This is a genomic window from Achromobacter insolitus, from assembly GCF_002209555.1.
In the GTDB taxonomy this organism is placed as follows: Bacteria; Pseudomonadota; Gammaproteobacteria; order Burkholderiales; family Burkholderiaceae_B; genus Achromobacter; species Achromobacter insolitus.
This window is the reverse complement of sequence record NZ_NJIF01000012.1, coordinates 83675-108924: the sequence shown is the minus strand read 5'-3', so window position 1 is coordinate 108924 and position 25250 is coordinate 83675. Positions and strand designations below refer to the sequence as shown.

26 protein-coding genes are annotated in these 25250 nt (G+C 66.1%); 8 read left to right on the top strand and 18 right to left on the bottom strand.

Annotation, left to right across the window (positions count from 1 at the left end; translation table 11 throughout):
• Window positions 1-72 precede the first annotated feature (72 nt).
• Window positions 73-1317, bottom strand: coding sequence for an MFS transporter (locus tag CEY08_RS26730; RefSeq protein ID WP_076812527.1), 1245 nt, complete (start codon window positions 1315-1317; stop codon window positions 73-75).
• Window positions 1318-1491: 174 nt separating this feature from the next.
• On the opposite strand from CEY08_RS26730, the gene CEY08_RS26725 reads away from it, so the two are divergent.
• On the top strand, window positions 1492-2301 hold the full coding sequence (locus CEY08_RS26725) for an AraC family transcriptional regulator (protein ID WP_076812524.1): 810 nt from the start codon (window positions 1492-1494) through the stop codon (window positions 2299-2301).
• Between the two features lie 246 nt (window positions 2302-2547).
• On the top strand, window positions 2548-5139 hold the full coding sequence (locus CEY08_RS26720; protein ID WP_076812521.1) for a penicillin-binding protein 1A: 2592 nt from the start codon (window positions 2548-2550) through the stop codon (window positions 5137-5139).
• Window positions 5140-5184: 45 nt separating this feature from the next.
• Here CEY08_RS26720 and CEY08_RS26715 read toward each other — a convergent pair whose 3' ends face one another.
• Window positions 5185-5898, bottom strand: a complete 714-nt coding sequence (locus tag CEY08_RS26715; RefSeq protein WP_042793006.1) for a metallophosphoesterase — start codon at window positions 5896-5898, stop codon at window positions 5185-5187.
• A 174-nt stretch (window positions 5899-6072) separates the two neighbouring features.
• On the opposite strand from CEY08_RS26715, the gene CEY08_RS26710 reads away from it, so the two are divergent.
• Window positions 6073-7248: a PepSY-associated TM helix domain-containing protein gene (locus CEY08_RS26710; RefSeq protein WP_042793005.1), complete on the top strand. Its 1176-nt coding sequence runs from the start codon at window positions 6073-6075 to the stop codon at window positions 7246-7248.
• A complete protein-coding gene (locus CEY08_RS26705; protein ID WP_042793004.1) occupies window positions 7245-7436 on the top strand; it encodes a hypothetical protein in 192 nt (63 codons plus the stop codon). The genes CEY08_RS26710 and CEY08_RS26705 overlap by 4 nt, the downstream gene beginning before the upstream one ends.
• Window positions 7437-7464: 28 nt before the next feature.
• On the opposite strand, the gene CEY08_RS26700 is transcribed toward CEY08_RS26705, so the two are convergent.
• Window positions 7465-8292, bottom strand: a complete 828-nt coding sequence (locus CEY08_RS26700) for an aldo/keto reductase (RefSeq protein ID WP_076812518.1) — start codon at window positions 8290-8292, stop codon at window positions 7465-7467.
• Between the two features lie 342 nt (window positions 8293-8634).
• On the opposite strand from CEY08_RS26700, the gene CEY08_RS26695 reads away from it, so the two are divergent.
• Both CEY08_RS26695 and CEY08_RS26690 read left to right on the top strand, forming a co-directional pair.
• Window positions 8635-10440, top strand: a complete 1806-nt coding sequence (locus CEY08_RS26695) for an ABCB family ABC transporter ATP-binding protein/permease (protein WP_076812515.1) — start codon at window positions 8635-8637, stop codon at window positions 10438-10440.
• Between the two features lie 52 nt (window positions 10441-10492).
• Window positions 10493-10891, top strand: coding sequence for a Rieske (2Fe-2S) protein (locus tag CEY08_RS26690; protein WP_042793002.1), 399 nt, complete (start codon window positions 10493-10495; stop codon window positions 10889-10891).
• A gap of 92 nt (window positions 10892-10983) precedes the next feature.
• Here the strand turns inward: CEY08_RS26690 and CEY08_RS26685 are convergent, their stop codons facing one another.
• Window positions 10984-11967, bottom strand: a complete 984-nt coding sequence (locus CEY08_RS26685; RefSeq protein ID WP_063640450.1) for a bile acid:sodium symporter family protein — start codon at window positions 11965-11967, stop codon at window positions 10984-10986.
• Window positions 11968-12084: 117 nt separating this feature from the next.
• On the opposite strand from CEY08_RS26685, the gene CEY08_RS26680 reads away from it, so the two are divergent.
• The gene (locus CEY08_RS26680; RefSeq protein WP_076812507.1) at window positions 12085-12927 is read left to right on the top strand and encodes a LysR family transcriptional regulator; all 843 of its coding nucleotides are present in this window, start codon (window positions 12085-12087) and stop codon (window positions 12925-12927) included.
• Window positions 12928-12944: 17 nt separating this feature from the next.
• Here CEY08_RS26680 and CEY08_RS26675 read toward each other — a convergent pair whose 3' ends face one another.
• The 8 genes from CEY08_RS26675 to CEY08_RS26640 form a co-directional block, all read right to left on the bottom strand.
• Window positions 12945-13478: an OsmC family protein gene (locus CEY08_RS26675; protein WP_042793000.1), complete on the bottom strand. Its 534-nt coding sequence runs from the start codon at window positions 13476-13478 to the stop codon at window positions 12945-12947.
• A 47-nt stretch (window positions 13479-13525) separates the two neighbouring features.
• A complete protein-coding gene (locus CEY08_RS26670) occupies window positions 13526-14611 on the bottom strand; it encodes a c-type cytochrome (protein WP_076812504.1) in 1086 nt (361 codons plus the stop codon).
• Between the two features lie 80 nt (window positions 14612-14691).
• A complete protein-coding gene (locus CEY08_RS26665; protein ID WP_042792998.1) occupies window positions 14692-15480 on the bottom strand; it encodes an ABC transporter ATP-binding protein in 789 nt (262 codons plus the stop codon).
• Window positions 15474-16490, bottom strand: a complete 1017-nt coding sequence (locus CEY08_RS26660) for an ABC transporter permease (RefSeq protein ID WP_063640455.1) — start codon at window positions 16488-16490, stop codon at window positions 15474-15476. The genes CEY08_RS26665 and CEY08_RS26660 overlap by 7 nt, the downstream gene beginning before the upstream one ends.
• Window positions 16477-17508: an ABC transporter substrate-binding protein gene (locus CEY08_RS26655; RefSeq protein ID WP_042792997.1), complete on the bottom strand. Its 1032-nt coding sequence runs from the start codon at window positions 17506-17508 to the stop codon at window positions 16477-16479. The genes CEY08_RS26660 and CEY08_RS26655 overlap by 14 nt, the downstream gene beginning before the upstream one ends.
• Before the next feature lie 130 nt (window positions 17509-17638).
• Entirely contained in the window at window positions 17639-17956 is a 318-nt protein-coding gene (locus CEY08_RS26650) for a hypothetical protein (RefSeq protein WP_042792996.1), read from the bottom strand.
• 71 nt (window positions 17957-18027) lie between these two features.
• Window positions 18028-18897 carry an N-formylglutamate amidohydrolase gene (locus tag CEY08_RS26645; protein WP_042792995.1) on the bottom strand — a complete coding sequence of 290 codons (870 nt, stop codon included), beginning with the start codon at window positions 18895-18897 and terminating at the stop codon, window positions 18028-18030.
• Window positions 18898-18899: 2 nt separating this feature from the next.
• Entirely contained in the window at window positions 18900-19889 is a 990-nt protein-coding gene (locus CEY08_RS26640; protein WP_042792994.1) for a Bug family tripartite tricarboxylate transporter substrate binding protein, read from the bottom strand.
• A 127-nt stretch (window positions 19890-20016) separates the two neighbouring features.
• Between CEY08_RS26640 and CEY08_RS26635 the strand changes: the two genes are divergently transcribed.
• Complete coding sequence (locus CEY08_RS26635; protein ID WP_076812501.1) at window positions 20017-20949, top strand: LysR substrate-binding domain-containing protein; 933 nt, start codon at window positions 20017-20019, stop codon at window positions 20947-20949.
• Between the two features lie 105 nt (window positions 20950-21054).
• On the opposite strand, the gene CEY08_RS26630 is transcribed toward CEY08_RS26635, so the two are convergent.
• From CEY08_RS26630 to CEY08_RS26605, 6 genes are all read right to left on the bottom strand, one after another.
• On the bottom strand, window positions 21055-21270 hold the full coding sequence (locus CEY08_RS26630) for a hypothetical protein (protein WP_042792993.1): 216 nt from the start codon (window positions 21268-21270) through the stop codon (window positions 21055-21057).
• 103 nt (window positions 21271-21373) lie between these two features.
• On the bottom strand, window positions 21374-22480 hold the full coding sequence (locus CEY08_RS26625) for an AGE family epimerase/isomerase (protein WP_076817596.1): 1107 nt from the start codon (window positions 22478-22480) through the stop codon (window positions 21374-21376).
• A 148-nt stretch (window positions 22481-22628) separates the two neighbouring features.
• Complete coding sequence (locus CEY08_RS26620) at window positions 22629-22841, bottom strand: hypothetical protein (RefSeq protein WP_008159938.1); 213 nt, start codon at window positions 22839-22841, stop codon at window positions 22629-22631.
• A gap of 346 nt (window positions 22842-23187) precedes the next feature.
• Complete coding sequence (locus CEY08_RS26615) at window positions 23188-23412, bottom strand: hypothetical protein (protein ID WP_042792992.1); 225 nt, start codon at window positions 23410-23412, stop codon at window positions 23188-23190.
• Between the two features lie 50 nt (window positions 23413-23462).
• On the bottom strand, window positions 23463-24209 hold the full coding sequence (locus tag CEY08_RS26610; protein WP_042792990.1) for a sulfite exporter TauE/SafE family protein: 747 nt from the start codon (window positions 24207-24209) through the stop codon (window positions 23463-23465).
• Window positions 24210-24307: 98 nt separating this feature from the next.
• A complete protein-coding gene (locus CEY08_RS26605; RefSeq protein WP_076812498.1) occupies window positions 24308-25219 on the bottom strand; it encodes a DMT family transporter in 912 nt (303 codons plus the stop codon).
• Window positions 25220-25250: the final 31 nt, after the last annotated feature.

Sequence of the window (25250 nt, the reverse complement as noted above, 5' to 3'; positions counted from 1 at the left end):
GGGAAGCCAGGGCCCAGGCAAAGGCCCCGGTTTCCCCGGGGTGCGCGGGGAGTTGCCGACGCAGCACGGCCGTCAGCGGCGCGACTTCTCCACGTCGGGCAGCAGGATCGCCACCACGCCCAGCAAGGGCAGATAGGCGCAGACCTGGTACACATAGCCTATGCTCGTCGCATCGGCCAGCTTGCCCAGCGCCGCGGCGCCCACCCCTCCCATACCGAAGGCAAAGCCGAAGAACAGGCCGGCGATCATCCCCACCTTGCCTGGCACCAGCTCCTGCGCGTAGACCACGATGGCCGAGAATGCCGAGGCCAGCACCATGCCGATGATCACCACCAGCACGCCCGTCCAGAACAGGTTCATGTAGGGCAACAGCAGCGTAAACGGCGCCACGCCCAGTATGGACACCCAGATCACGATCTTGCGGCCGATGCGGTCGCCGACCGGGCCGCCCACCACCGTGCCCACCGCCACGGCGGCCAGGAAAAGGAACAGATAGAGTTGCGCCTCGCGCACCGACAGCGCAAATTTATCGATCAGGTAGAAAGTGAAGTAGCTGTTCAGGCTGGCCAGATAGAAGTACTTGGAGAACACCAGCACGCCCAGCACCGCCAGCGCGCCCAGCACCTGGTTGCGCGACAGCGCATGGCCTGCGCCCTCGCGCCGCGCGCGCGGCTTGAGCCGCACGCGGTTGGCGCTGTACCAGCGCCCGATACCGGTCAGCACGACAATGCCGAACAGCGCGGCCAGGGAAAACCACGCCACGCTGCGCTGCCCGTGCGGAATGATGAAGAGCGCGGCCAGCAAGGGCCCAAGCGCCGACCCCACGTTGCCTCCCACCTGGAACAGCGATTGCGCCAGGCCGTGGCGCCCGCCCGACGCCATGCGCGCCACGCGCGATGACTCCGGATGGAACACCGAGGAGCCCGTGCCCACCAGGACCGCGGCCACCAGCAGCCAGCCGAACGACGGCGCCATGGAAAGCAGCAGCAATCCCACCAGGGTGAAGCCCATGCCCACCGGCAGCGAGTACGGTTTGGGATTGCGGTCCGTGTAGAAGCCGATGAAGGGCTGCAAGAGCGATGCCGCCAGCTGGTAGACCAGCGTGATCAGCCCAATCTGCGCGAACGACAGGCTGAAAGAGTCCTTCAACATGGGATAGATGGCCAACAGGATCGACTGGATCATGTCGTTCATCAGATGCGCCACGCTGATCGCGCCCAGCACCTTGAAGGCGGTGGACGGATCCGAGGAGGCGGCTGGCGGTGCAGCCGTATCGGCATCGGCAATGGCGGCGGCGGGGTTCTGGGGTGGATTCATGGGTTGCGGGACGCGGTATGGGGATAAGGGCACGCCCGGCACCGTGCCGGGACCTGTAGCCAGTGTAGGAATCGGGACCGGGATCGATCTGCCAATTTCCGTCGCGTAAGTGACAAAATACGGAAATTACACTTCAGCCGCCCCTTGCTCATCCTTACGCCGGAAGTGACACGCATGCCCGCCCGACTACTTTTGCCCGACCCCGCCCGCAGCATCAATCCGCAGGACTACCAGCACCGGCCGCGCGTGGTGACGGCCATGGCCAAGGAATTCCCGCCCGGCACCCGGACCGGCACCCATTCCCATCCTCGCGCCCAGTTGGTCTACGCGGTGGAGGGCATCATGCGCGTGACGACCCCCAGCGGCTTCTGGGCCCTGCCGCCGCTGCGCGCGCTGTGGGTGCCGGCGGGCGTGCCGCATGGCGTGGACATGGTGGGCGCCGTATCCATGCGCTCGCTCTACCTCGAAGCCGAAACCGCCCGAGACTACTGGCCGCAATGCCAGGTGGTCGAGGTCAGCGGCCTGCTGCGCGAACTGATCCTGGCGCTGACCGCCGAACCCATCGACTACCCGCTGGGGGGCCGCGCGGAGCAGATCGCCGCCCTGCTCCTGTCCGAACTGGCCGCGGCGCACGTCGCGCCGCTGCAAATTCCCTGGCCGCGCGACCGCCGCCTGCAGACCATCTGCGCGGCCATCCTGGATGCTCCCGGCTTGCAACGTGGCATTGAGGACTGGGGCAGCGAAGTCGGCGCCAGCGCGCGCACGCTGATCCGGCTGTTCCAGGCGGAACTGGGGCTGAACTACCGACAGTGGGTGCAGCAGGTACGGCTGGCCGAGGCCGTGTGCCGGCTGTCCCAAGGCGCGCCGGTTGCGCGCATTGCCTCCGACCTGGGCTATCGCAGCACCAGCGCCTTTTCGGCGATGTTCCACCGCGCGCTGGGCGCGCCGCCGCAGCATTACCTGCGCCCTGCGGCCGCCGGCTGAACCGGGCGCGGGCCGCTAACGGCCCGCTGACGCCTGCAACCGGACTTGCCGTTTGTCACGGCGCGCAATACATTTCTCGGCGCGCGGGAGCGGCGGTGGCGCAACAAAGCCGCCCCCGGCGTATGCTAGAGCCCGTCCCTGAATTTCCCCCCGCGTCCGCTGGCTCCGCCCCCCGGGCAAGTTTGGTTACCGAAACCTTATTGCTCCCTGGGCGGTCTATAGCGTTCTGCCCTAGAATCGCCTGCAATGAGCACCCCCCAGCAATCCTCCGCCACCCCGGGCGGCAAACCGGGCCTCCCCTGGAAACGACTCCTGATCAAGGCAGGCGTGGCCGCCGCTGGCGCCGCCGTGTGCGGCGCCGTCCTGCTCGGCCTTGCTCTGGCCCTGGCGTGGCCCAGCCTGCCCGACCTGCACGCAATGACCGACTACCGGCCGCGCGTGCCGCTGCGCATCTATACGGCGGACAAGGTACTGATTGGCGAATACGGCGAAGAACACCGCAATGTGCTGCGCTTTGACGAAATCCCGCCCGTGATGCGCCAGGCGGTGCTGGCGGCCGAGGACGACCGCTTCTACAGCCATGGCGGCGTGGACTGGATGGGCGTGGCGCGTGCCGTGCTGACCAACATCGTCAAGGGCTCCAAGAGCCAGGGCGGCAGCACGATCACGATGCAGGTGGCGCGCAATTTCTACCTGTCGTCCGAGAAGACCTATTCGCGCAAGTTCTACGAGCTGCTGCTGACCTTCAAGATCGAATCCGAGCTCACCAAGGACCAGATCCTCGAGCTCTACATGAACCAGATCTACCTGGGCCACCGCGCCTATGGTTTCGCGGCCGCCTCGCGCACCTATCTGGGCAAGCCCCTGTCCGAAGTCACGCCCGCGGAAGCCGCCATGCTCGCCGGCATCCCCAAGGCCCCGTCACGTTTCAACCCCATCACCAATTTCCCGCGCGCCGAGATCCGTCAGCACTACGTGCTGGGCCGCATGAAAACACTGGGTTACCTCACGCCCGAACAGACCGATGAAGCGCTCAAGCAGCGCCTGACCATCCGCGGCGCGGACGGCGCCAGCGCGCGCGGCTTTGCGATCCATGGCGACTACCCCGCCGAACTCGCGCGCCAGCTCATGTATGGCGTGTTCCAGGAAGAAACCTATTCCAAGGGCATCGACGTCTACACCACCATCGATTCCAAGGACCAGGAAGCGGCCTATCGCGCCGTGCGCGACGGCGTCCTGGACTACACCCGCCGCGCGGTATATCCCGGCCCGGAAGATCAGATCGACCTGCCCGACGGCGTCGAAAAGGACGCGGCCGCACTGGATGAGATCCTGGATGGCGTGCAGGAAAAAACGCCTGACAGCGAAGACCTGCTGGCCGCCGTGGTGCTGGCCGCCAGCCCCACCGAAGTAACGCTGGCGCGCAGCGCCCGCGACATCATCACGATCAGCGACAAAAAGGCATTGGCGGTCGTGGCGCGCGCGCTCAATCCCAAGGCCAGCGACAGCCAGCGCCTGCGCCGTGGCTCGGTGGTCTATATCCACAAGAATGGCGACAACTGGGAAATCATCAACATGCCGACGCTGCAGGCGGCGCTGGTTTCCATGGTGCCGCAGGACGGCGCCATCCGCGCCATGATCGGCGGCTTCGATTACAACCGCGGCGGCTTCAATCGGGTAACGCAAGCCTGGCGCCAGCCCGGCTCGAACATCAAGCCCTTCGTCTACGCCGCGGCGCTGGAGCGCGGCCTGACCCCGGCCACGCAGATTTCGGACCAGCCCTTCATGCTGACGGCGGAGCAGACCGGCTCCAAAGCGTGGCAGCCCAAGAACGACGGCAACAAATACGAGCCCATGCTGACCCTGCGCCAGGGCCTCATGCGCTCCAAGAACATGGTGTCGATCCGCATCCTGCAGGCCATTTCGCCGCAATACGCGCAGGACTACCTGACCCGGTTCGGTTTCGACAAGGCGCGCTGGCCGGCCGTGCTGCCGCTGGCGCTGGGCGCGGGCGGCGCCACGCCCCTGCAGGTGGTCAATGGCTACAGCGTGTTCGCCAACGGCGGCTACCGCGTCACTCCCTACCTGGTGGACCGCGTCACCGACCGTTCGGGCAATGTGCTGATGCAGGCGCAACCGGTGGTGGCCGGCGACGCCCAGGCACGCGCCATCGATCCCCGCACCGCCTGGGTCATGGACGACATCCTGCGCGGCGTCACGGTCAGCGGCACCGCCGCGCGCGCACACCAGGTGCTCAAGCGCAATGACATCGGCGGCAAGACCGGCACCACCAACGAGGCCGTGGACGTCTGGTTCTCGGGTTTCACGCCCAGCCTCGCCACCACGGTCTGGATGGGCTTTGACCAGCCGAAGTCGCTGGGCACCAACGAATTCGGCAGCGGCCTGGCCTTGAGCACCTGGCTGGACTATATGCAACCGGCGCTGAAAGGCATCCCGGAAGCAATGCCCGCGCCACGGCCTGACGGCCTGATCGTGGACAACGGCGAATACTATTTCTCGGAATTCCCGCCGGGCCAGGCCGTGGCCTCGCTGGACCTCTCCTCGGGCGACGCGCTGACCGACTTCCTGAACAACAACCGCTCCACGGATGGCGTGGACACCTCGGTCAAGCCCTTGCCGCCCGGCGGCTCGGCGCCCCAAGGCGGTCCTGGCCAGCCCCCCTTGGCCCTGCCGGTCCCCGTGCCATCGGCGTCCGGCGCGCCGGCCGGCAATGCGCCGGTCATCCCGCCCATTCCGGTTCCTCGCGTGGACGCCGACACTCCCGCGCGCGCCAGCGCCGTCAGCGGCGCCGGACCGGTAGCCGCCCGGCCGCTCTGATCGCGCCCGCCCCCCCCGGCGCCAGGCGCCGGGGCCACGCCTGAGCTATTCCTGCTCCGCGAGTTCGGTCACGACCTCGCGCGGCCAAGCCTGCAGGGACTCCAGATCCAGGAAGGTGAAGTAGCCGGATTTCCAGCCTTCGGTATCGATGTGGTAGACGTTGCCCAGCACCAACGGCGCCGGAACCGGCGTATGCCCGGCCACCACCGCCCTCACGCCCCGGATGCCGGTGCGGTCCATCTGCCGCAGACGGTCGCGCGACCACTGGCAGGCGGCGCTGGTGCGCCGGTAGCGGTCCTGCAGCGCGGACTCCAGCCGCGGCCAGAACAGCACCGGGCAATCCGCGTGCAACAGCCCCACCGCGCCGTCCAGGGTTTCAACTTCGATGGCGATGGGTAATTGCGCGAAGGCTTCAGCAAAGACCTTCTGGCGTTCCGAGGGCAGATCCAGGAACCAGCCGCCGCCATAGCCACGCCAGTTGTCCACGTCCACCTGCCCGGTGCGCACGTGGCGGATGGCGTAGTCCTCGTGATTGCCCTGGACCGCGTAAAACCAGGGCCGGGCGAGCCACTCCAGCGCGGCCTCGCTCTCCGGGCCGCGGTCCACCAGGTCTCCCACGGAAAACAGACGGTCCGTGGCCGGATCGAAACCCAGTTGGCCCAGGCTTTCCTCCAGGCGGGAAAAATGGCCGTGCAGATCGCCCACCGCGAAATCGCGGCCTAGCTCGTTGCGCGGGACTTTGAGAAAACGCTGCTCCATGATGATCCGGGACTGCTGCTGGGTTGATGCTTGATCCCCCTTTTTAACCCGCTTTCAAGCCGTCTCGGCGTCCCACCCTTGCCGTCCCATGGTCAAAATTTGGTTACGAGAATCGATATTATTCGCGATAATATTCAGCTTTCTCCAACCCGCGCCTGCAAGGGCCCGCCCCCCATGACTGCCGCGTCCACCATCAAAACCTGGTATCTGGTCCATAAATGGACCAGCCTGGTCTGCACGATCTTCCTGCTTATCATCTGTCTTACCGGCTTGCCGCTGGTTTTTCACCACGAGATCGAGCACTGGCTCGACGATGCCAAGCCGCTGTCGGACGTGCCCGCGTCGACCCCGCGCGCCAACCTGGACAAGCTGGTCGACAGCGCCCGCGCGATGTATCCGGGCGAAGTCATCGACTATCTGTTCTTCGATCCCGACGAACCGCAGGTCTATGTGGGGATGGCCAAGACGCCCGGAGACGGCCAGGTGTCCGGTCACGCCGTGCGCATGGACGCGCGCACGGGCGACGTGCTGCTGGACGGCCCGCTATACACGCAAGACAAGTTTTCCTTCATGGGCATCATGCTGGCGTTGCACGTGGACCTGTTCGCAGGGCTGCCCGGCGAGCTGTTCCTGGGCTTCATGGGGCTGCTGTTCTGCGTGGCGATCGTCTCCGGTGTCGTGCTCTACGGCCCCTTCATGAAGAAGCTGGAGTTCGGCACGGTGCGCGCCAGCCGTTCCACCCGCCTGAAGTGGCTGGACCTGCACAATCTGCTGGGCATCGTGACGTTGGTCTGGGCCTTCGTGGTGGGCGTCACGGGCGTGATCAACGAACTCTCCACCCCGCTGTTCCGCCTGTGGCAGTCCACTGAACTGGTGCGCATCCTGGAACCCTACAAGGGCCAGAACGTGCCCACCGAGCTGGCCTCGGCCCAGGGCGCCGCCGATACCGCCCGCAAGGCCATGCCCGGCAATGAAGTGTCGTTCATCGCCTTCCCCGGCAACGCCTTCGGCAGCCCCCATCACTACATCACCTGGATGCGCGGCGACTCGCCGCTGACGTCGCGCCTGAACACGCCGGTCCTGGTGGACGGCAAGACGGGCGAGCTGACCACCGTGGCCAAAATGCCGTGGTACCTGACCGCGCTGGAACTGTCGCGCCCCCTGCACTTTGGCGACTACGCCGGCATGCCGCTGAAGATCATCTGGGCGCTGCTGGATGTCATCACCATCATCGTGCTGGTCAGCGGGCTATATCTCTGGCTGGCGCGCCGCCGCGCCACCGAGGCGCGCATTGCCGAACTCGTGCGCAAGCACCAGGCCGCCGCCCTCCCGAAAAGGACTCCCGCATGAGCAAGACGGCCCGTGGTTTCATGTTTGTGTGGGGCGCGCCTATCCTGCTGGGCGTGCTCAGCGCGTTCGGCCTGCTGGCCGCCCTGCTGGGCACGGGGGGCTGGCACTGGGCATCCTGGACCGCCCTGGCCATCCTGCTGGTGGTCATCGTGCGCTACTGGATGTTCCCGCTGAAGCGCCAGGCTTGACCGCTGCGCCCCGTGCCTAGGCCTGGCCTTACTTGCCGAACGTCTCGGGGTCCGGCCCCAGGCGCGCGCCTTCCTTGATGCCATCGATGGCGGCCATGTCCGCCGCCGACAGCTCGAAATCGAACACGTCGATGTTCTCGCGGATGCGGACCGGCGTCACCGACTTCGGAATCACGATCAGATCGCTCTGCAAATGCCAGCGCAGCGTCACCTGGGCAGCCGATTTGCCGTATTTCTTCGCCAGCTCCAGGATAACCTTGTCCTTGGCGACCCCGCCCTGGGCCAGGGGGCTCCAGGACTCCGTCGCGATGCCGTGCCTGGCATGGAAGGCCCGCAGCGCGCGCTGGGTGAAGCCGGGATGCAGCTCGACCTGATTGACCGAGGGCGTGACGCCGGAGGCATCGATCAGCCGTTCCAGGTTGGCCTGGGTGAAATTGGACACGCCGATCGAGCGCGCGCGGCCGTCTTCCTTCATTTCGATCATCGCCTTCCAGGCGTCCACGAACTTCGTGCTGCCGGCCACCGGCCAATGGATCAAGTACAGGTCCACATAGGCCAGGCCCAGTTTTTCCAGGCTCTCGTCCATGGCTTTGTGGGCCTCGTCGTAGCCATGCCTGTCATTCCAGAGCTTGGTCGTGATGAACAGATCCTTGCGCGCCACGCCGGCCGCGCGCAACCCCGCGCCCACGCCAGCCTCATTGCCATAGATGGCCGCGGTGTCCACCGAGCGGTAGCCCGCCGCCAACGCCTCTTTCACGCTTGCGGCCGCCTGATCGTTCGGCACTTGCCAGACGCCCAGGCCCAGCTGGGGAATCTTGCTGCCGTCGTTCAACTTCACTGCGGGTACCTTCGCCATAAGACCCTCCGTAGCTTGCAACGCGACGCCCGCGCGGCGAACATGCGCCGGGTCGCGCAACCAAGGGGCAGCCAGGCTCTATCCTTGGTTGAGACAGTAAAAAACGGGCCCGTCAGGCTGCGCCCGAGTCGCTATGCCGGATTGAAAACCCCCGGGAGAGGTCTACACATCCCAGGGGCCGTGAGGCCGATAATACCCCCAGAGCCGCCAATTCCTTGAATGTCCTGCGCCACAGCGGGCATTTCCGCCCCTGGCGCGGCCTCCCGGCGGAAATGCCGCCCGTGGCCGATAATGCGCTTCCGACGGCCTGCCGGCCGATGCATCCCCCTCCCGGCACTGACTATGAATGCTCCTGACACGCGGCCGCAAGGCCGCGGTGGTTTCTCCACGTTACGCACCCTGCTTCCCTACCTCTGGCCACCAGGCGAGACGGGCCTGAAGACGCGCGTGGTCGCGGCCCTCCTGTGCCTGTTCGCGGCCAAGGGGGCACTGGTCTACGTGCCCCTGCTGTACAAGCAGGCCATCGACGAGCTGGGCAAAGGCACGCCGGGAACCGTCACGGTGCCGCTCGGCCTGATCCTGGCCTACGGCACCGCCCGGGTGCTCTCGCTGCTGTTCTCGGAATTGCGCGACGCCATCTTCGCCCGTGTCGGGCAGCACGCCATTCGCGCGGTCGGCCTGCAGGTCTTTCGCCACCTGCATGCGCTGGCGCTGCGCTTTCACCTGGCGCGCCAGACCGGCGGCCTGAACCGCGCCATCGAGCGCGGCACCAAGGGCATCCAGACCCTGCTGTCGTTCCTGCTCTTCAGCATCCTGCCGACCTTTTTCGAGATCGGGCTGGTCTGCATCGTGCTATGGAAGATGTTCGACATCTGGCTGGCGCTGGCCACCGGCGCGACCGTCACGCTGTACATCGTGTACACGCTGCTCGTCACCGAATGGCGCGCCAAGTTCCGGCGCCAGATGAACGAAACCGACTCCGAGGCCAACACCAAGGCGATCGAGAGCCTGCTGAACTACGAAACGGTCAAATACTTCGGCAACGAAGAGCACGAGGCGCGCCGCTACGATGCCTCGCTTACCCGCTACGAGCGCGCCGCCGTGCGCAGCCAGGTCAGCCTGTCCATCCTGAATATCGGCCAGGCGGCCATCATCTCCGTGGGTCTCACGCTGGTCATGTGGATGGCGGCCACAGGCATCGCCGAGGGCCGCTACACGCTGGGGGACTTCGTCCTGGTCAACACCTATCTGCTGCAGCTGTACCAGCCGCTGAGCTTCTTCGGCTTCGTCTATCGCGAGATCAAGCAGGCCATCATCGACATGGAGCGCATGTTCGAACTGCTGGGGCAGGACCGCGAAGTGGCGGACCGCCCGGACGCCCTGCCTCTGCGCGTGGCGGGCGGCGAGGTGGAATTCCGCAACGTGCGTTTCGGCTATGACGCGCGCCGCCCCATCCTGAAAGGAGTCAGCTTCACCATCCCGGCCGGCAGGACCGTGGCCGTCGTGGGCACCTCCGGCGCGGGCAAATCGACCATCGCGCGCCTGCTGTTCCGCTTCTATGATGCCGATGGCGGCGCAATCCTCATCGATGGCCAGGACGTGCGCGACGTGACGCAGGCCAGCCTGCGGGCGGCGATTGGCGTCGTGCCCCAAGACACCGTGCTGTTCAACGACACCATTCTCTACAACATCGGCTATGGCCGCCCCGGCGCCACCGAAGCGGAGATCCAGGCCGCCGCGCGCCTGGCGCACATCCACGACCTGATCATGACCATGCCGGACGGCTACCAGACCATGGTCGGCGAACGCGGACTGAAACTGTCCGGCGGCGAAAAGCAGCGCGTGGCGATCGCCCGCACCATCTTGAAGAACCCGGCGATCTTCCTGTTCGACGAAGCCACCAGCGCGCTGGACACGCATACGGAACGCGAAATCCAGGCAAACCTGCGCGAAGTCAGCCAGGGCCGCAGCACCCTGATCATCGCGCACCGCCTGTCCACCGTGGCGGATGCGGATGAGATCATCGTGCTGGCCGATGGCCGCATCGTCGAACGCGGCCGCCATCCGCAATTGCTGGCGCGCGGCGGCGTATACGCCGGGATGTGGGCCCGCCAGCAGGATGGCGCGCAGGCCGGCGCGCCGGATTGACAAGCCCAGCCGCCCTGTCCGAACATCCCTCACTTTGATTTCCAGGCCTACCATGCAGGATTCAGCCCCCCTCCCAGCCGTCCGCGTCTGCGCATCGTCCGATCTGGCCAATGGCGGCCTGGGCGTGAAAATCCCCGTGTCCGACGGCGCAGGCCGCACCACGGCCTTTTTCGTGCGCTACCAGGACCGCGTACATGGCTACCTGAACCGTTGCGCCCACGTCGGCGTCGAACTGGACTGGGAAGGCAGCTTCTTTACCCGCGCCGGCGACCTGATCATGTGCGCGCGCCACGGGGCCACCTATCAGCCGGACACCGGCCTGTGCGTGGGCGGCCCCTGTAAAAACGGCCGCCTGACCGTCCTGGCGGTCGAGGAACGCGACGGCACCGTTTACTGGCAGCCCGCCGGAAAAATCCGCCCGCAGGACGACGCGGCCGCCGGTCTTTCGTAGGAACCAGCGCCTCCGAACGCCGTCCGCCCCCGGGCACCTTGCGCCGTCCCGCAGGTTCGTCGCATGCCGGAATCCTTACGCTGGCGTCGGGTTCAGGCCCGGGCCACGGCGGTTTCGGACGGCGCCTGCCGCTCCGCGTAGCGGCGGGCCAGCACCGCGCAAACCATCAACTGCATCTGGTGGAAGATCATCAGCGGCAACACCACCACCCCCATCTGCGACGTGCCGAACAGCACCGTGGCCAGCGGAATCCCAGAAGCCAGCGACTTCTTCGAACCGCAGAAGACCAGCGTGATCTCGTTTTCCTTGGACAGCCCCAGCTTGCGGCTGCCCCAGGTCGTAACCAGCAGCACCGTGCCCAGCAGCAAGGCGTTCACCAAAACCATGGAAGCCAGGTCGATGGCCGGAAATGCGTGCCAGATGCCCTGCGCCACCGCCTCGCTGAACGCGGTATAGACGGCCAGCAGAATGGAGCTGCGGTCCACTTTGGACAACGTGCGGTTGTTGCGCTGGGCCCAGGCGCCGATCCAGGGCCGCAGCAAGCTGCCCACCGCGAACGGCAGCAGCAATTGCAGGAGAATGCGGCCGGCATCGGCCAGCCCATGCCCGCCGCCCTGGCGATGCAGCAGCACCGCCACCAACAACGGCGTCAACACGGTCCCCAGCAGGTTCGACGCAGTGGCCGCGCAGATCGCGCCCGGAACATTGCCGCGCGCCATGGACGTGAAGGCGATCGACGATTGCACCGTGGAAGACAAGGTGCAGACGAACAGCACGCCCAGCCATAGCGACGGCGTCAACAGTCCGGGGAACAGCGCCCGCAATCCCAGGCCTAGCGCGGGAAAGAGCAGAAAGGTACACGCCAGGATCAACGCGTGCAGGCGCACGTCCTTTACGCCCGCCACGATGGCATCCGTGGACAGGCGCGCCCCGTGCAGGAAGAACAACAGGGAAATCGCCACATTGCTGGCCACGGTCATGAACGCCGCGCCCTTGCCCACTGCCGGGAAAAAGCTGGCAAAGACCACCGTGGCGATCAGGATGAGCGTGAACTGGTCAGGGAGAAAACGGCGCATGTCGGCAAGCCTTGGAGTTTCCGTGCAGGTTGCCGAAAACTATAGGCGCGCCACTTGCCATCGTGAAGACCATTAGGTACTTTAACTGTCATCGGATTTTCCTATGACCCGCCTGCCATGCTCAATCCTTTGTGGCTCAAGACTTTCGCCGCGGCCGCCGCCGCGCCCAGCTTCACCGAGACCGCTCGCCGGCTGGGCCTGACCCAGCCTACGGTCAGCGAGCACATCCGCCAGCTGGAGCAGGCGCTGAACCGGCGCCTGTTCCAGCGCGATACGCACTCGCTCGCGCTCACCAGCGACGGCCGCAGCCTGCTGGTCCATGCGCAGATCATCCTGAATGCCCATGAGCGCGCCGAACGCCTGTTCGACGCTCCTCGCCTGCGCGGGCGCGTGCGCCTGGGGACCTCGGACGACCTGGCGATGGGGCCGCTGCCCGACGTGCTGGCCGCCTTCCGCCTGGCGCACCCCGAAGTGGAACTGGATCTGACCATCGGCGTCACCAGCGAGCTCTACAAGCTGCTGGACGACAACGGCCTGGATGTGATGATAGGCAAGCGCCGCAAGGGCGACCGCCGGGGGCAGACCCTGCACAAGGAAGCCCTGCTCTGGCGGGCCAAGGAAGGCTTGCGCGTGGCGCCCGGCGAGCCGCTGCCGCTGATACTGCTGCGCGAACCCAGCGTGACGCGCGCGCTGGCGCTGGATGCGCTGGCGCGCGCCGGCCGCAGCTGGCAGATCGTATGCACCAGCACCAGCTATGCGGGCTGCCAGGCGGCTGCCCGCGCCGGCCTGGGCATTACGGTGCAACCCTCGCACCTGTCCACGGCGGGTCTCGCCGCGCCAACGGGCGCCGCCCACCTGCCCGCGCTGCCCCAGGTCGAATTCATCGTGATTTCGGCTCCCGCCCCCAACAAGCCTACGCGGGCGCTGACCGAAATCCTGATGCGCAGCACGCTGACCTGAGCCCCCGCGCCCGGGGGCTACTGCGCAGCGGTCTGGGTATGCAGCAGCCTGCCTTCCAGCGGTTGCGGCTGCTTCAACAGGTTCAGGATCGGGCACCATTGCTCCACGGCCTCGTGCACGGCTCGCACCGCGCTCTCGTCGGCGGGCGACACGATATGCGCGGTATAGCGGATGTTGTGCGGAAAGAACGGCACGCGCTCATAGCCCGGCTTGCCGCCGCGAGGGTCAAGATCGCCTTCGATCTCGACCTGCAGTGACTCCAACGGCAGCTCCAATTCCGCCGCCTTGATCAGGAAGATGTGGGTCAGGCAACTCCCCAGCGATCCCAACAGCAATTCGGGCGAACTCGGCCCCAGGTCATAGCCCGCGAAATCGGCCGGACTATCGCTGACCACCTGATGGTCGCGGATCCGGATGCGGCGCACGCCGCTGCGTCCTTCCGCACTGACGTGCGCGCGCAGCTTCACCGGCTCCACGGACTTCGGATCGCGTCCGTTACGCGCCAGCACGGCGGCGCGCTTCTGGTCCAGATACTCGTTCAATGTACTCATGTTGCAGGCCTCGCATGGGTTGGAATGTGCTTAATTAACCGCCGCGCCTAGCGTTCGCGCCGCGTATCAGGAATGGCAATGGGCGCACGGTCCATTGCCAGCAACAACTCGCCCAGCCCGCGGGCCGTCGTGCCCTCCATCCGTCCTCCCGGCCCGCAGACCTCGTCCGCGCTGGTCCAGGCGGGCGCCGCGCCCGGCAGCCGGCGCGCGCGCAGCCAGCCCTGCCGGTCGACCATGAACTGCGCGCCTGCCAGCTCTCCGGGCGCAACGCCCGCCGCCAGCGCATAGGCGTTCCAGGCATCTGCTCCCGCGGCCACGCAATCCGCATTCACGTCCTCGGTCACGCCACGGGTCAGCGCCACGCTCAGGAGCCGCGGATCCTGCGGTTCCTCGGGCGCGCCCGCGGCATACGCCATCACCCGCAGGGGCAATCCGCGCAGGCCGCTCAACCGCGTCGCCCGGCCGTCGCGGCACACCAGATCGACGACGGGCGCAGGCACGGCCGGCATGCCAATGCCGCCATCGACGCCATATGCCCGCAAGCGCAGATGATCCAGCACCTGCCAGATCTCATCCGCGCTCAAGGTGGCGCCGAACGCCGGCATCGCGGGCCGATCGGCCGGCTCCCGTCCGCCATGCGCGATACGCCAATGCAGCTCGCCTTCCAGACGGTTCTGGAACAAGGCGGCGCCCAGCACACTGGGCCAGACGGGCAGGCTGGCCGCCCGCTCTCCACGTCCATCCGCCGCCGCGCCATGGCACGCGGCGCAATGTGCCTGGTACAGGCGCCCGCCTTGCAGCAGATTCTCATCGGAAAATGGCAATGCCGACCGCTGATAGGAAGAACTGTGCGCCTCGGTCAACAGCATCTGCGGGCGCGGCCAGTCCGTAAACAGCACCATCATTGCGGCAGCGCACAACCACGCCAGGCGTCGACGCTGGGCCAACAGCGCGCCGCAAAGCAACGCCAACGCCGCCGCCGTCTGCGCCAACGCCAGCCATAGCCGGCGCCAGGTATGCGGGCTGACGGGCAGATCCGGGTCGTAGCGCCACGGGAAAGGCCAATAGGCCAGCACCGGCGTACCGCCGGGCTGGCGCCAGGCCGCCGCGGCCAGGAGCAGCGCCAGCACCATGAGCCCGATTGTGAATACGGCCGCAAGCCGCCATGGCGGCCGCGCGGCGGCCGGCCCGGGCAGCCGCCGACGCGCAGGGTTCACCACGTTGCGTCCAGTCCCAGCAAGGCCAACGCGCGATGGCGCAACGCCGCCAGGCGCGGATCGCCGCGATGCCTGGGGTACGGGAGATCGTTGACGATCTCGGCCTTGATCCGCGCCGGCCGCTCGCTCAGCACCACGATGCGCGAGGCCATGAACAGCGCCTCTTCCACATCATGCGTGACCAGCAAGGCCGTGTAGCCCGTGCGTTGCCACAGTTCCACCAGTTCGGATTGCATGGCGATGCGCGTCAGCGAATCCAGTTTGCCCAAAGGCTCGTCCAGGATCAGGATGCGGGGATCGTTGACCAGCGCGCGCGCCAGCGCGGCCCGCTGCGCCATGCCCCCCGAAAGCTGATGCGGGTACGCCTGGCCAAACGCCTGCAGGCCCACCCGCTGCAAGGCGTCATCCACCCTGCCACGCTGCGCTTTAAGCAGCCCCCGCGCCTGCAGGCCCAGGGCTACGTTGTCCCAGACCGTGCGCCAGGGATACAGCGTCGGATCCTGGAACACCACGATGCGTGACGGCGACGGCCCCGTTATCGGTTCGCCGTCCGCCAGCAGGCCGCCCTCGGCGGGAGGCTCCAGGCCCGCGACCAGGCGCAGCAACGTCGACTTGCCGCAACCGCTGGGCCCAAGCAACGCCACGAACTCGCCCGGCTCCACCTCCAGGTCTATGCCGTCAAGCACCGGCAATTCCGCGCCGTCCAGGTCGAAGTGATGGTTCACGCCGCGCACGGCCAGCGCGGCGCCGGACGCACCCGCGTTTTCCGAGACCGCCCCTACCATTTCACGACTCCCTTCTGCCAGGCCAAAAGGCGATCGCGGCCCAGGAACAGCAGCGTGATCAAGCCCGAGAACACCAGGGCCATCACGATGAGCGCGCCATACATATTGGCGTAGGACGCCCAGCCCTGGGCCCAGGACAGGTACCAGCCCAGCCCGGATTTCACGCCCATCATCTCGGCCGCCACCAGCACCGAGAATGAGGCGCCCAGCCCCATGAACAGGCCCACGAAGACCTGCGGCAATGCCGCGGGGATCGCCACGCGCAGCACCAGGAACCATTCATTGGCGCCCATGGTGCGTGCCACGTCGTAGTACGCGCGGTTTACCCCGGCCACGCCCGACCAGGTCAACACCGTGACCGGAAACCAGGTGGCCAGGGCGATCAGGAACACGGCGGCCGACCAGCTCGACGGGAAAAAGAAGAACGCCATCGGCAGCAAGGCAGTGGATGGCACCGGGCCCAGAAAGCGCAGCACCGGATGCACCCAATAGCCCAGTCCGCGCGACCAGCCGATCGCAACCCCGGTCAGAAAGCCCGCGGCCGCGCCCAGCACAAAGCCGTTGGCCAACAGCCACAGCGAATTCACCAGGCTGTCGGCCAGCCGCTTGTAGTCGGTGGCATACACCTCGATCAGCGATTGCGGCGGCGCGAAGAACGGGCTGGGCAAGAGCGCCAGCTTGGCTGTCGTGATTTCCCAGGCGCCTACCGCCACGGCCAGGGCCGCGAGCCAGGGGCCAGCGCGATGCAAAGCGCGCACCGCCCGCAACTGGCCTGCGCCAGGCGCCGCGGCCAGCAACAGCACAATCGCCAGCGCCAGCGCTGCCGCGCCGAATTCACGCGTGTAGCCCCAGGAAGAAAAGCCGACCTCTACATTCGGCCACGCCAGCGTCACTCCGCCCACCCCGGCCCACAAGACGGCGGCCGCGATCCCGGTTTTCCACAGGCGCCCGTGGCGCATGGCCGAGGGCGCGCCCGCGGCGGCGCCGGGCAATACGTCAGCCGAGGACATTGGGCACCACCACTTGCGCGTATTTGTTGACGTCCAGGCCCGCGCTGAGCACCTTGATCGTCTTCAGGTCTTTCGCGTAGCCCACGATTTCCTCACGCAGCGCGGCGCCCGTCGATGCATGTCCATGGCTATGGCTGCGCAGGATGGCCGCCACGCGTTCCGCAGGTACCTTACCGGGCACGTAGGGCGCGAAAATGCGGGCGGTCTCATCCGGATTGGACGCTGTCCAGCGCTGCGCATCGATCACCGCGCGCGCAATGGCGGCGGCGGCCTCGGGATCCTTGCGCACCAGATCGCCGCGCAGGCCCAGCACGCAGCAGGTGCGGTTCTCGTAGTCACCCTCGATGTTGGTGGCGATCTCGCGCAAGTGGTTGTCTTCGCGCAGCGTGTAGATCAGAGGATCATCGCCGGCGATGGCGTCGACCTCGCCTTTGCGCAGGACCTCGCCGAACAGGTCCTGGGGATACTGGCGCCAGTCCACCGATTCCGGATCGATGCCCAGCTGCGCCACGCGGATCGCGAAGAAGTTCTTTACCGGGCTGGCCTGGTCAGACACGGCCACGCGGCGTCCTTTCAAGTCGTTGACGCTTTTGATTGGCGAATCCGCCGCAGTCAGCAGGCGCATGCAGCCGCCATGCGTGCCCACGGCCAGCTTCACATCAAAGCCCTGTTCCAGCGGCTTCAGCCAGCGCAGCGCCATGCCGATGCCGCCATCGGCGTGGCCAGTGGCGATTGCCTCCAGCAGCTGATCGGTGGAACCGCTGAAGTTGATGCGTTCGACCTTCAGGTTGTATTTGTCGAAGAAGCCGCGCTCCAACGCCACGGACACGGGCGACTGGCAGACCGCGGTCTGGCTCCATGCGATCTTGAAAGTGCGCGGCGAGGCGTCGGCTGCCAGCACGCGCGAGCCCAGCATGCCCAGCGGCGCGGCAAGACCCGCAGCGCCTGCCGCGCGCAACAACGCGCGGCGCGAAATTCCCCGCGTGGAGATGGCGCGGGAATGGACGTTCGTATTCATCAACCTTCCTTTTGAGCAGACTGTGAATGGCGATGATTGCCATGCGGCATCATCGGCCTGCGCTCAGGGGTTCGACAAATACAAAGTCGGGATAACAATATGGGCGGCGCACCGCCGCCGAAGGGTCGTGCTATTCGGGCAGGTAGTCCGGAACGCCTTCTTCGTCGACCTGCTTGATGCGGTCCAGCGCGTTGCGCGCGGCCGACATCGCCTCCACCGTGCTGCGGAAACGCCGGCTGATGAAGATTTCGAAGGCCAGGTGGTCCGGCTTATCGTCGTCGATCTGCTCTGGCACATCCGCCTGGTCGGCGGCCTGCGCGTCCAGCTCTGCCTGCGTCTGTTTTTTTGGCAGCCGCCGCGTTTCGATGAAAGCGCGCGGCGGCACGCGCCCCTCGGGTTGGGTCGCATACGCGAGCACCGAAAATCCGTTGATGATCTTCTCAGCCATGGCGGTTCCGTGTGGCCGCGCCCAGAAAGGCGCGGATCGTTGTTACCGACTACGGCCCGCCGCAGGGAAACTTAAGCCAGCGCCGCCTGGCGCGTGCGCACGTAGGCCGCCACCTGCCCCAGCACATCGGACAGGTCGGCCTGCAGCGGCGCGAAGCCCGAATTGCGCTCGCGCGTCACCTCATCCATGTACAGCGGACGGCGGATTTCCACCTGCAGACTGTGGCGGTTCAAGGCCGGCTGCCCGATCTGCGCAATCAGTTGCACGCCCTTGTAAGGGTCGTTGCGCGCGACGGTATAGCCCTTGTCGCGCAGCGCCGCTTCGATGAGGGCGATGAACTCCGGCTCGCAGGTCGAGCCGTCGCGGTCGCCCAACACGAAGTCCGCCAACGGATGCTCGCTCGTGCGGCCCAGACGCTCGTAGGCGTCGTTGGGCATGGAGTGCAGATTCAGGTGCCAGACCGCGCCAAAACGCTGCCGCACCTGCTGGATCGCCTGCGACAAGGCAGCGTGATAAGGCTCGTAATACGCCTGGATGCGATGCCGCACTTCAGCCAACGTCAGCTTGCGATCATAGATCGGCGTGGACTTGTCCATCCTGCGCCAGATCAAGCCTTTGCCCAGGCGGGTCTTCTCACCCGGATCCAGCGGTTCAGGCCAGGGCTGCGCCAGCAGCTCCGGATCGAGGTCTTGCAGCGTGCGGTTGGGATCGATGTAGACCCGCGGAAAGTTCGCGGCGATCAGCGTTGCGCCCAAGGCAGGCGCCGCCGACCACAACGCGTCCACATGCGTGTCCTCGCCTTGGCGCAGCTGCGCCAGGGTAGCCACAGCCCCAAAATCATCAGGATAGCGCTCGCCGCTATGCGGCGAATCGCATACCAGCGGCAAGGCCGGGCCCGTGGGCTCGTGTACGGAAACAGCGTCGAAGTCGGCGTGGGTCATCGTCAATCAGCCTGAATGTTCGCAGTCTTGGCGACCTTGGCGTAACGGGCCAGGGCCTGCTCGATCTGCACCTGGAATTCCTGGGGCGTCGTGCGCACCAGCGTACCACCCACGTCCTCGGCCTTCTTGCGGAACTCCGGGTCGTCCTGCGCAGCGCGCACCGCCTTGTTCAGGCGCTCGATCACGGCCGGCGGCGTGCCGGCGGGCGCCACCAGGCCAAACCAGCCGCCCGTGCCCATGTCGGCATAGCCCAGTTCGATGTAGGTAGGCACGTCGGGCAACAGCGGCGAGCGCTCGGCGCCCAGCACGGCCAGCGCGCGCAGCTTGCCGCCCTGCACCTGAGGCAAGGTCGAAGACAGGTTGTCGGTGATCGCGTCCACCTGGCCGCCCATGACATCATTGAGCGCCGGGCCCGCGCCGCGGTAGGGCACGTGCAGCAGCTTGATGCCCGACAACATCATGAAGTTCTCGATATTCACATGGCCCAGCGAACCCACGCCCGGCGACGCAAAGCTGTAACGCTCAGGTTGCTGCTTGGCCAGGGCCACGAACTCGGCCATGTTCTTGGCCGGGATATTCGGGTTGATCGCGAAAATGCTGGGCACTGCCACCACATTGGCCACCGGCACGAAATCCTTCACCGGGTCGTAGTTCATCTTGCGGAAGACGGCCGGGTTCGAGCCGTGCGTGCTCATCGTGGCCATGCCGATCGTGTAGCCGTCAGGCGTCGCGCGCGCCACCTGCTCCATGCCCAGCGAACCGCCGGCGCCGGCCTTGTTCTCGACCACGATGGTCTGCTTCAGGTCGCGGCCGGCGTACTCGGCCACGAGGCGCGCCACGATGTCGGTCGAACCGCCGGCGGCGAACGGCACCACCAGCTTGATGGGGCGGGCAGGATAGTCGGCGGCTTGGGCGATGCCGGCGAAGGTCAGCGTGGCGAACATGCCGGCAAGCGCGACGCGCGCGGACCGGCCCAGAAGGCGGCGAGACATGGGGATGACTCCGAAAGTTGAAGGTCAATCGACAAGGCCGCCAGTGTCCGAACTTTACGGTCCCCTTTCAAACGACTATATTGCACGGCTTCATTACCATTGGTCATGCTAGGGCCCTAGACACGCAATGCGCCTGCACTCGCCATCCATGTCCGAACTGCACGCCTTCGTGACGGCGGCGCGCCTGGGCAGCTTCACCCGGGCCGCCGAAACCTTGTGCGTGACCCAGGGCGCCGTCAGCCGGGCGATTTCACGCCTGGAAGCGCATTTCGGCCAACCGCTGATGCACCGCAACGCCCACGGCCTCACGCTCACCGAAACCGGCCGCCGCCTGTACGACGGCACGCAAAATCCCCTGCAGGAGATCGAGACGCTCAGCGCCGGCTTGCGAGCCGGCAACCGCCGCCAGCGCCTCACGCTGTCCACGGTCCCGACGCTGGCCAGCGCCTGGCTGGTGCCCCGCCTGCCCGACTTCCACGCGCGCCATCCGGACATCCAGCTAGGCTTCGCGGCCTACCGCCGCAATGAAGACTTCTCGGGCGAAACGCCCGATGCCAGCATCCTGTCCGGATTGCCCGAGCAATGGCCTGGCTGGCAGGTGGACTATGTGATCGGCCGCGAGATGGTTGTCATCTGCCACCCTGCAAGGCTGGCGGCACGGCGCGCGCAAGGGCTCTGGGACACCCCCGCGGGCTTGCTGGGGGAGCCGCTGCTCTACCACTCCAACGGCGTGGACAACTGGACGCAATGGCTGGCCGCCGCCGGCGTGCCGCGCGCCAAGGTGCAGCTGGCCAACGGCTTCGACCAGGTTTCCATCCTGGTACGCGCGGTCATGACCGACATGGGCATCGCCGTCCTGCAGCGCTGCCTGGTCCGCGACGATCTGCAGTCGGGGCGCGTGGCCGCCCCTTTTCCCGAACTGCCCGTACGCATCGCCCGGGGCTACCACCTGTGCGCGCCGGCGCAGCGCCGCGATCACTATGCGCTCGCCTGTTTCCGCCAATGGCTGCTGGAGACCGCCGGCCAGGATCCCGACGTGCTGGCCGCAAGCCCGGACTGAGTCGGCCCCGGTCGATACAAGTCGTTTCGCGAAGCGGGCGGCAACTGCTACAAAACGAAAACGGGCTCCTGTACAGGAGCCCGCTCACATGAGGGGACGGAATGCTCAAGGCGCGAGCTTGAACCCCAGGTCCACGCCCCACTTGTCGGTCTCGCGCAGCCACTTCGCCCCGCAGTTCAGGCAACGGAAGTGGTCTTCGCGGCTTTCTTCCCGGCCTTTCTGCGTCGGGTTGGTAAATCCTTGATGTCCCAGATGGGCATGCGGCGCAACGCCCGCAAGCCCTGGGTTAATGCGTTGGCAAGCCAGGCACATAACGCTCATTGGTGCTTCCCTACAAACATAGTTACTAAATTGTAAGGGATTTCACCAATACTTTTCTATCAATCTATGTCGATAAATCCAAAAATAATTGTTAACGCCACAATTAAACAACGGTCGGCATGGCGGCCAGGCAGGTAGCCAAGTGGTAGGGCGAGGTCGAGGGCATGTCCGCGCGCACCACCGTCCCCTCCGCATCCAGGCATTCATGCCAGCCTCCGGCGTGCAGGAAACGCGTCCGGAACATGGCCAGGCCCGCCTCCAGGGCGGGCAGGTCTCCCAGCACCCCGAGCACCCGCAGATACTCGGTCTGGGCCCAGATCCTGCGCGTGTCGTCGATGACGGCCCCGGATTCATCCAGCGCTGCCACCACCCCGCCCTCGTCCACCCCCAAACGGCGCGACCAACGCACCGCGCGCGGCAGCGATTCCGCCAGATCCAGGCCTTCGAACACCTCGGCCGAACCGTGCACCAGCGACAACCACTCGAACTGGTGGCCGGGTTCCAGCCGGTTGCCTGCGGTGCCCTGCCGCTCTTCCGAAATGCACTGCGAGGCCGCGTGCACGAAGAAATGGCTGATGCCTTGCGCCAGGCCACGCAGACGCTGCGCATACAGCGTGGGCTCCGCCACATGTGCGGCGGCCAGATACGCCTCGGTCAGGTGCATCATCGGATTCTGCGCGGGCGCGCGCAGGGGCTGGTTCAGGTCGGCGCTCAACGCCGCGTGATACAGCGAATCGGCGGTCTTGAAACGCGCCTCGATGACCGACGAAGTGGCCAGCATGAGCTTGCGCGCATCTGCGTTGCGGCTGCGGCGGAAATACGCGGCGCATGCCAGCACGATGAATGCGTGGGTATACAGGTCCTGGGTTTCGTCCAGCGGACGCGCCTGGGCGTCCACGCTGTAGCGCCAACCGCCGTTTACGTCGTCACGGAATACACGGCGCAGCGATTCGAACAACAGATCGGCATGCGCGCCGGCGGCCGCGCCCGGCGCCTCAGAAAAAATGTAGAGCTGGCGCGCGCAAGCCATGGCGCGATAACGCTGCGCCGGCAGCGCAGCGCCGGTGGCCGCATCCAGCGATTCAAAAGGCAGACCCAGCGCGCCATTGAAGCCCGGCCCCATCCAAAGAGGCAGGACAACGGAATCAAAATGGTCGCGTAGTGCGCGGATGTGCTCCGCAAGTGAAGAGTTGGTCTGTGCGGCAGTCATCTTGGAACGGCGCATACCCAATAAGGGCCCCAGATTTTGGAGCAGCAACGATAACCGAAATTTTCGCCGCAAACCGTTGAGTATTCTCCAAAGCGTCATGCTCACACAGACCGGTCCCGCCAATCAGCTCCGTCCAGGGCGAAGCGCCCTATCGGAAGATGTTTTCCTCTACCCAGTTCTGCGCGAATACTTCCGCGCGATCGCGTGCTTCGTCCAACGAAGCGCAGTTGCCCAAGTGGGAAAACGCGGCATCCACTTCGGTGCCGCCCTCGGCCGTAACCGTCAGCAATACGCCATATCCGCCGGTATCCATGGCCGCTGTGGAAACGTCGATCAGAACTTCCTGGTCACGATGCTGCATGTGCTACCTCCCAGTCGGTTACTTAAACGCGTGAACCACGCGTGACGTTGCGGGGGCAGAATCCCCGCGCAAATGAATAGACCCGTAAACGTCACGCAAGTTCATCTTACTGGCGACTCGGTGCCCGCGATACGACGAAAAGCAGCCAAATCGCGCATTCCGTCTCAGGAAATTCCCGTAGCACGGCCCGAATAGTCGCGAAGCTGCGAAATACTGCGAAAACATTCGCAAATTGTGCAGGAATTGCCGCAGCAAACGCTCAAGACGCGGCAAAACGCGGAATGATGTCCTGCGCTGCGACTGTGACCCGCCTCATCGAAATTCGCGGTGCCGCGCCTGCGCAGGACTACCTCAAGTGGATCGCGCCGGGCTCTTCCATGCGCAGCGCGAGCTTGCCCTTGTCGGTGATGAGCCAGCGGCCGTCGGCGCCGGCTTGAATGCAACGCAGCGTCTCCAGCGCCTGCGCAACGTGCGCGGGCACTTCAGTCTGGGCAGCGCCGGGCTCGCAGTTGTCTGCCACGATGCGCAGCCAATGGCCCAACTCGCCTTTCTCGAAACGGTGCAATGCCATGCGGTAACTCTCTCTTGAATTCCCTACGATAGCACGCCGCCAGGCTCGCCCTAGGTGAGCAGCCTGGGCAGCGACGAGGCCAGCAACGCCACGCCCGACACCGTAAGCAAACCCAGCACAATGCGGCGGAACGCGGCATCGCTGATGCCCACATAGACGCGCGTGCCCCACAAGGTCGGCACCAGCATCGCGGGCACGATCACTCCAAACAGCGGCAACATGTCGCGCGTGACCACGCCGGTGTAGACATAGCTCGCCATCGTCACGACCAGCATCGACAAGTTGAAGTTCTGGATCACCGCGCGCTGCACGTCACGGTCGAAGCGGCGCAAGGTGCACCACAAGGTCGGGATAACGCCCGTGAATCCGCCTATGCCGCCCATGACGCCGCCCATCGCGCCCACCACGCCATCCGCGAACCGTCCGCCGGCGGTAATGGGAGGCAGGCGTGTCGCGAACAACATGATGGGGCACCAGATCGCCAACAGGCCGCCGACCAGCGCCTTGAACATCAGCGGGTCCAGATACGGCAGCAGCTTGACGCCCACCGGAATGCCCAGCAATCCGCCTGCAACGAACGGCAGCAGATGCGCCACCGTGAAGCCGCGGCGCACCGTAAACGCGGCCAGCAACTGGCCGGTCAGCGAGCCGAACACCACCATCGCGGCGGCAAGCTTCGGATCTATCGTCCAGGCCCAGAAGGACATGGCGACCATGCCGAAGCCGAAACCCGACAGGCCCTGCACGAAACCTGCGGCCATGGCGCCCGCCGCGACCAGCACATATAAGGAATCCATTTCCGCCGCGCATCCGCAAGAGAAGCCGGAACCGGTCCCGGCGCACGACATTCTAGAACGCGCCGGCGCTTCTCTCGGAGATGTACGCGAGTCGCGGCCTACGAAGGGCGCAGCGCGAGCGGACGCTTCATGCGTGTCGCTGCCGCGGACGCCGCCACGCTGGCGGCGATAAGCGCCAGGCCCAGCGCGAGATCAGCCGAAATGCGTTCCTGGAAAACCAGCGACGAAACGATCAAACCGATCACCGGCACGCAGAGCATGGCGATCGAAGTCGCGACCGGCGGCATTTTCTGCGTCATGCCCAGCACCACGATGAAAGTCAGTGCGGTGGCCAGCGGGCCGGTGTACAGGATCACCGGCCAGGCCTGTGGCTCCGCGAGAAAGGCCGGCGCACCGTCACGCGCCCACGCCAATGCGGCCAACGGTATCGCAGCGATGGCGGTCTGCCAGGGAATCATGTCCGCCCCCAGCCGGATATGCCGGTTGCCGCGCAACTGGATGATGTTGCACGCCCATGCGAAGGAGGCGCCCAGCAGCATGGCCAGTCCTATCACCGTGTGCGTCTGCCAGGGGCTGAACGCCGGCGCGACGATGACGCCGATGCCGGCGTAGCTCAACGCCGTCGCCAGCCATTGCGCCATCGAGAGGCGTTCCTTCAGGACCAGCGACGACAGCGGGATGACCCAGATGGACGTGGCGTAGGCGATCACCGATGCGCGTCCGGGCGCCACGTACTGCAGCGCCCACAGGGCCAGCGCGGTAAAAGCACCCATCTGCAGCAACGCCACGCCCGCCACCAACGGAAGCTCCTGCCGCGTGGGCAGGCGCAGGCGGCCCAGCATGCCCAGCACCAGCACGCTGATCAACGCGGCCGATCCGAAGCGGCTGGCGGCCAGCCAGAGCGGGCTCATGTGCGCCAGCCCCAACTTCATGATGGGCCAGTTCCCGCCCCAGATGGCTACCGCGCCGACCAGCGGCAAAAACCTGCCCAACGTGCTCTGCTGACTCATTACTGCCAATCTACCGCTTGAATATTCCGTG

Coding starts and splice junctions, on each gene's coding strand:
- CEY08_RS26730 (WP_076812527.1), bottom strand. CDS start 1,317: ATGAATCCACCCCAGAACCCCGCCGCCGCCATTGCCGATGCCGATACG.
- CEY08_RS26725 (WP_076812524.1), top strand. CDS start 1,492: ATGCCCGCCCGACTACTTTTGCCCGACCCCGCCCGCAGCATCAATCCG.
- CEY08_RS26720 (WP_076812521.1), top strand. CDS start 2,548: ATGAGCACCCCCCAGCAATCCTCCGCCACCCCGGGCGGCAAACCGGGC.
- CEY08_RS26715 (WP_042793006.1), bottom strand. CDS start 5,898: ATGGAGCAGCGTTTTCTCAAAGTCCCGCGCAACGAGCTAGGCCGCGAT.
- CEY08_RS26710 (WP_042793005.1), top strand. CDS start 6,073: ATGACTGCCGCGTCCACCATCAAAACCTGGTATCTGGTCCATAAATGG.
- CEY08_RS26705 (WP_042793004.1), top strand. CDS start 7,245: ATGAGCAAGACGGCCCGTGGTTTCATGTTTGTGTGGGGCGCGCCTATC.
- CEY08_RS26700 (WP_076812518.1), bottom strand. CDS start 8,292: ATGGCGAAGGTACCCGCAGTGAAGTTGAACGACGGCAGCAAGATTCCC.
- CEY08_RS26695 (WP_076812515.1), top strand. CDS start 8,635: ATGAATGCTCCTGACACGCGGCCGCAAGGCCGCGGTGGTTTCTCCACG.
- CEY08_RS26690 (WP_042793002.1), top strand. CDS start 10,493: ATGCAGGATTCAGCCCCCCTCCCAGCCGTCCGCGTCTGCGCATCGTCC.
- CEY08_RS26685 (WP_063640450.1), bottom strand. CDS start 11,967: ATGCGCCGTTTTCTCCCTGACCAGTTCACGCTCATCCTGATCGCCACG.
- CEY08_RS26680 (WP_076812507.1), top strand. CDS start 12,085: ATGCTCAATCCTTTGTGGCTCAAGACTTTCGCCGCGGCCGCCGCCGCG.
- CEY08_RS26675 (WP_042793000.1), bottom strand. CDS start 13,478: ATGAGTACATTGAACGAGTATCTGGACCAGAAGCGCGCCGCCGTGCTG.
- CEY08_RS26670 (WP_076812504.1), bottom strand. CDS start 14,611: ATGGTGCTGGCGCTGCTCCTGGCCGCGGCGGCCTGGCGCCAGCCCGGC.
- CEY08_RS26665 (WP_042792998.1), bottom strand. CDS start 15,480: ATGGTAGGGGCGGTCTCGGAAAACGCGGGTGCGTCCGGCGCCGCGCTG.
- CEY08_RS26660 (WP_063640455.1), bottom strand. CDS start 16,490: ATGTCCTCGGCTGACGTATTGCCCGGCGCCGCCGCGGGCGCGCCCTCG.
- CEY08_RS26655 (WP_042792997.1), bottom strand. CDS start 17,508: ATGAATACGAACGTCCATTCCCGCGCCATCTCCACGCGGGGAATTTCG.
- CEY08_RS26650 (WP_042792996.1), bottom strand. CDS start 17,956: ATGGCTGAGAAGATCATCAACGGATTTTCGGTGCTCGCGTATGCGACC.
- CEY08_RS26645 (WP_042792995.1), bottom strand. CDS start 18,897: ATGACCCACGCCGACTTCGACGCTGTTTCCGTACACGAGCCCACGGGC.
- CEY08_RS26640 (WP_042792994.1), bottom strand. CDS start 19,889: ATGTCTCGCCGCCTTCTGGGCCGGTCCGCGCGCGTCGCGCTTGCCGGC.
- CEY08_RS26635 (WP_076812501.1), top strand. CDS start 20,017: ATGCGCCTGCACTCGCCATCCATGTCCGAACTGCACGCCTTCGTGACG.
- CEY08_RS26630 (WP_042792993.1), bottom strand. CDS start 21,270: ATGAGCGTTATGTGCCTGGCTTGCCAACGCATTAACCCAGGGCTTGCG.
- CEY08_RS26625 (WP_076817596.1), bottom strand. CDS start 22,480: ATGACTGCCGCACAGACCAACTCTTCACTTGCGGAGCACATCCGCGCA.
- CEY08_RS26620 (WP_008159938.1), bottom strand. CDS start 22,841: ATGCAGCATCGTGACCAGGAAGTTCTGATCGACGTTTCCACAGCGGCC.
- CEY08_RS26615 (WP_042792992.1), bottom strand. CDS start 23,412: ATGGCATTGCACCGTTTCGAGAAAGGCGAGTTGGGCCATTGGCTGCGC.
- CEY08_RS26610 (WP_042792990.1), bottom strand. CDS start 24,209: ATGGATTCCTTATATGTGCTGGTCGCGGCGGGCGCCATGGCCGCAGGT.
- CEY08_RS26605 (WP_076812498.1), bottom strand. CDS start 25,219: ATGAGTCAGCAGAGCACGTTGGGCAGGTTTTTGCCGCTGGTCGGCGCG.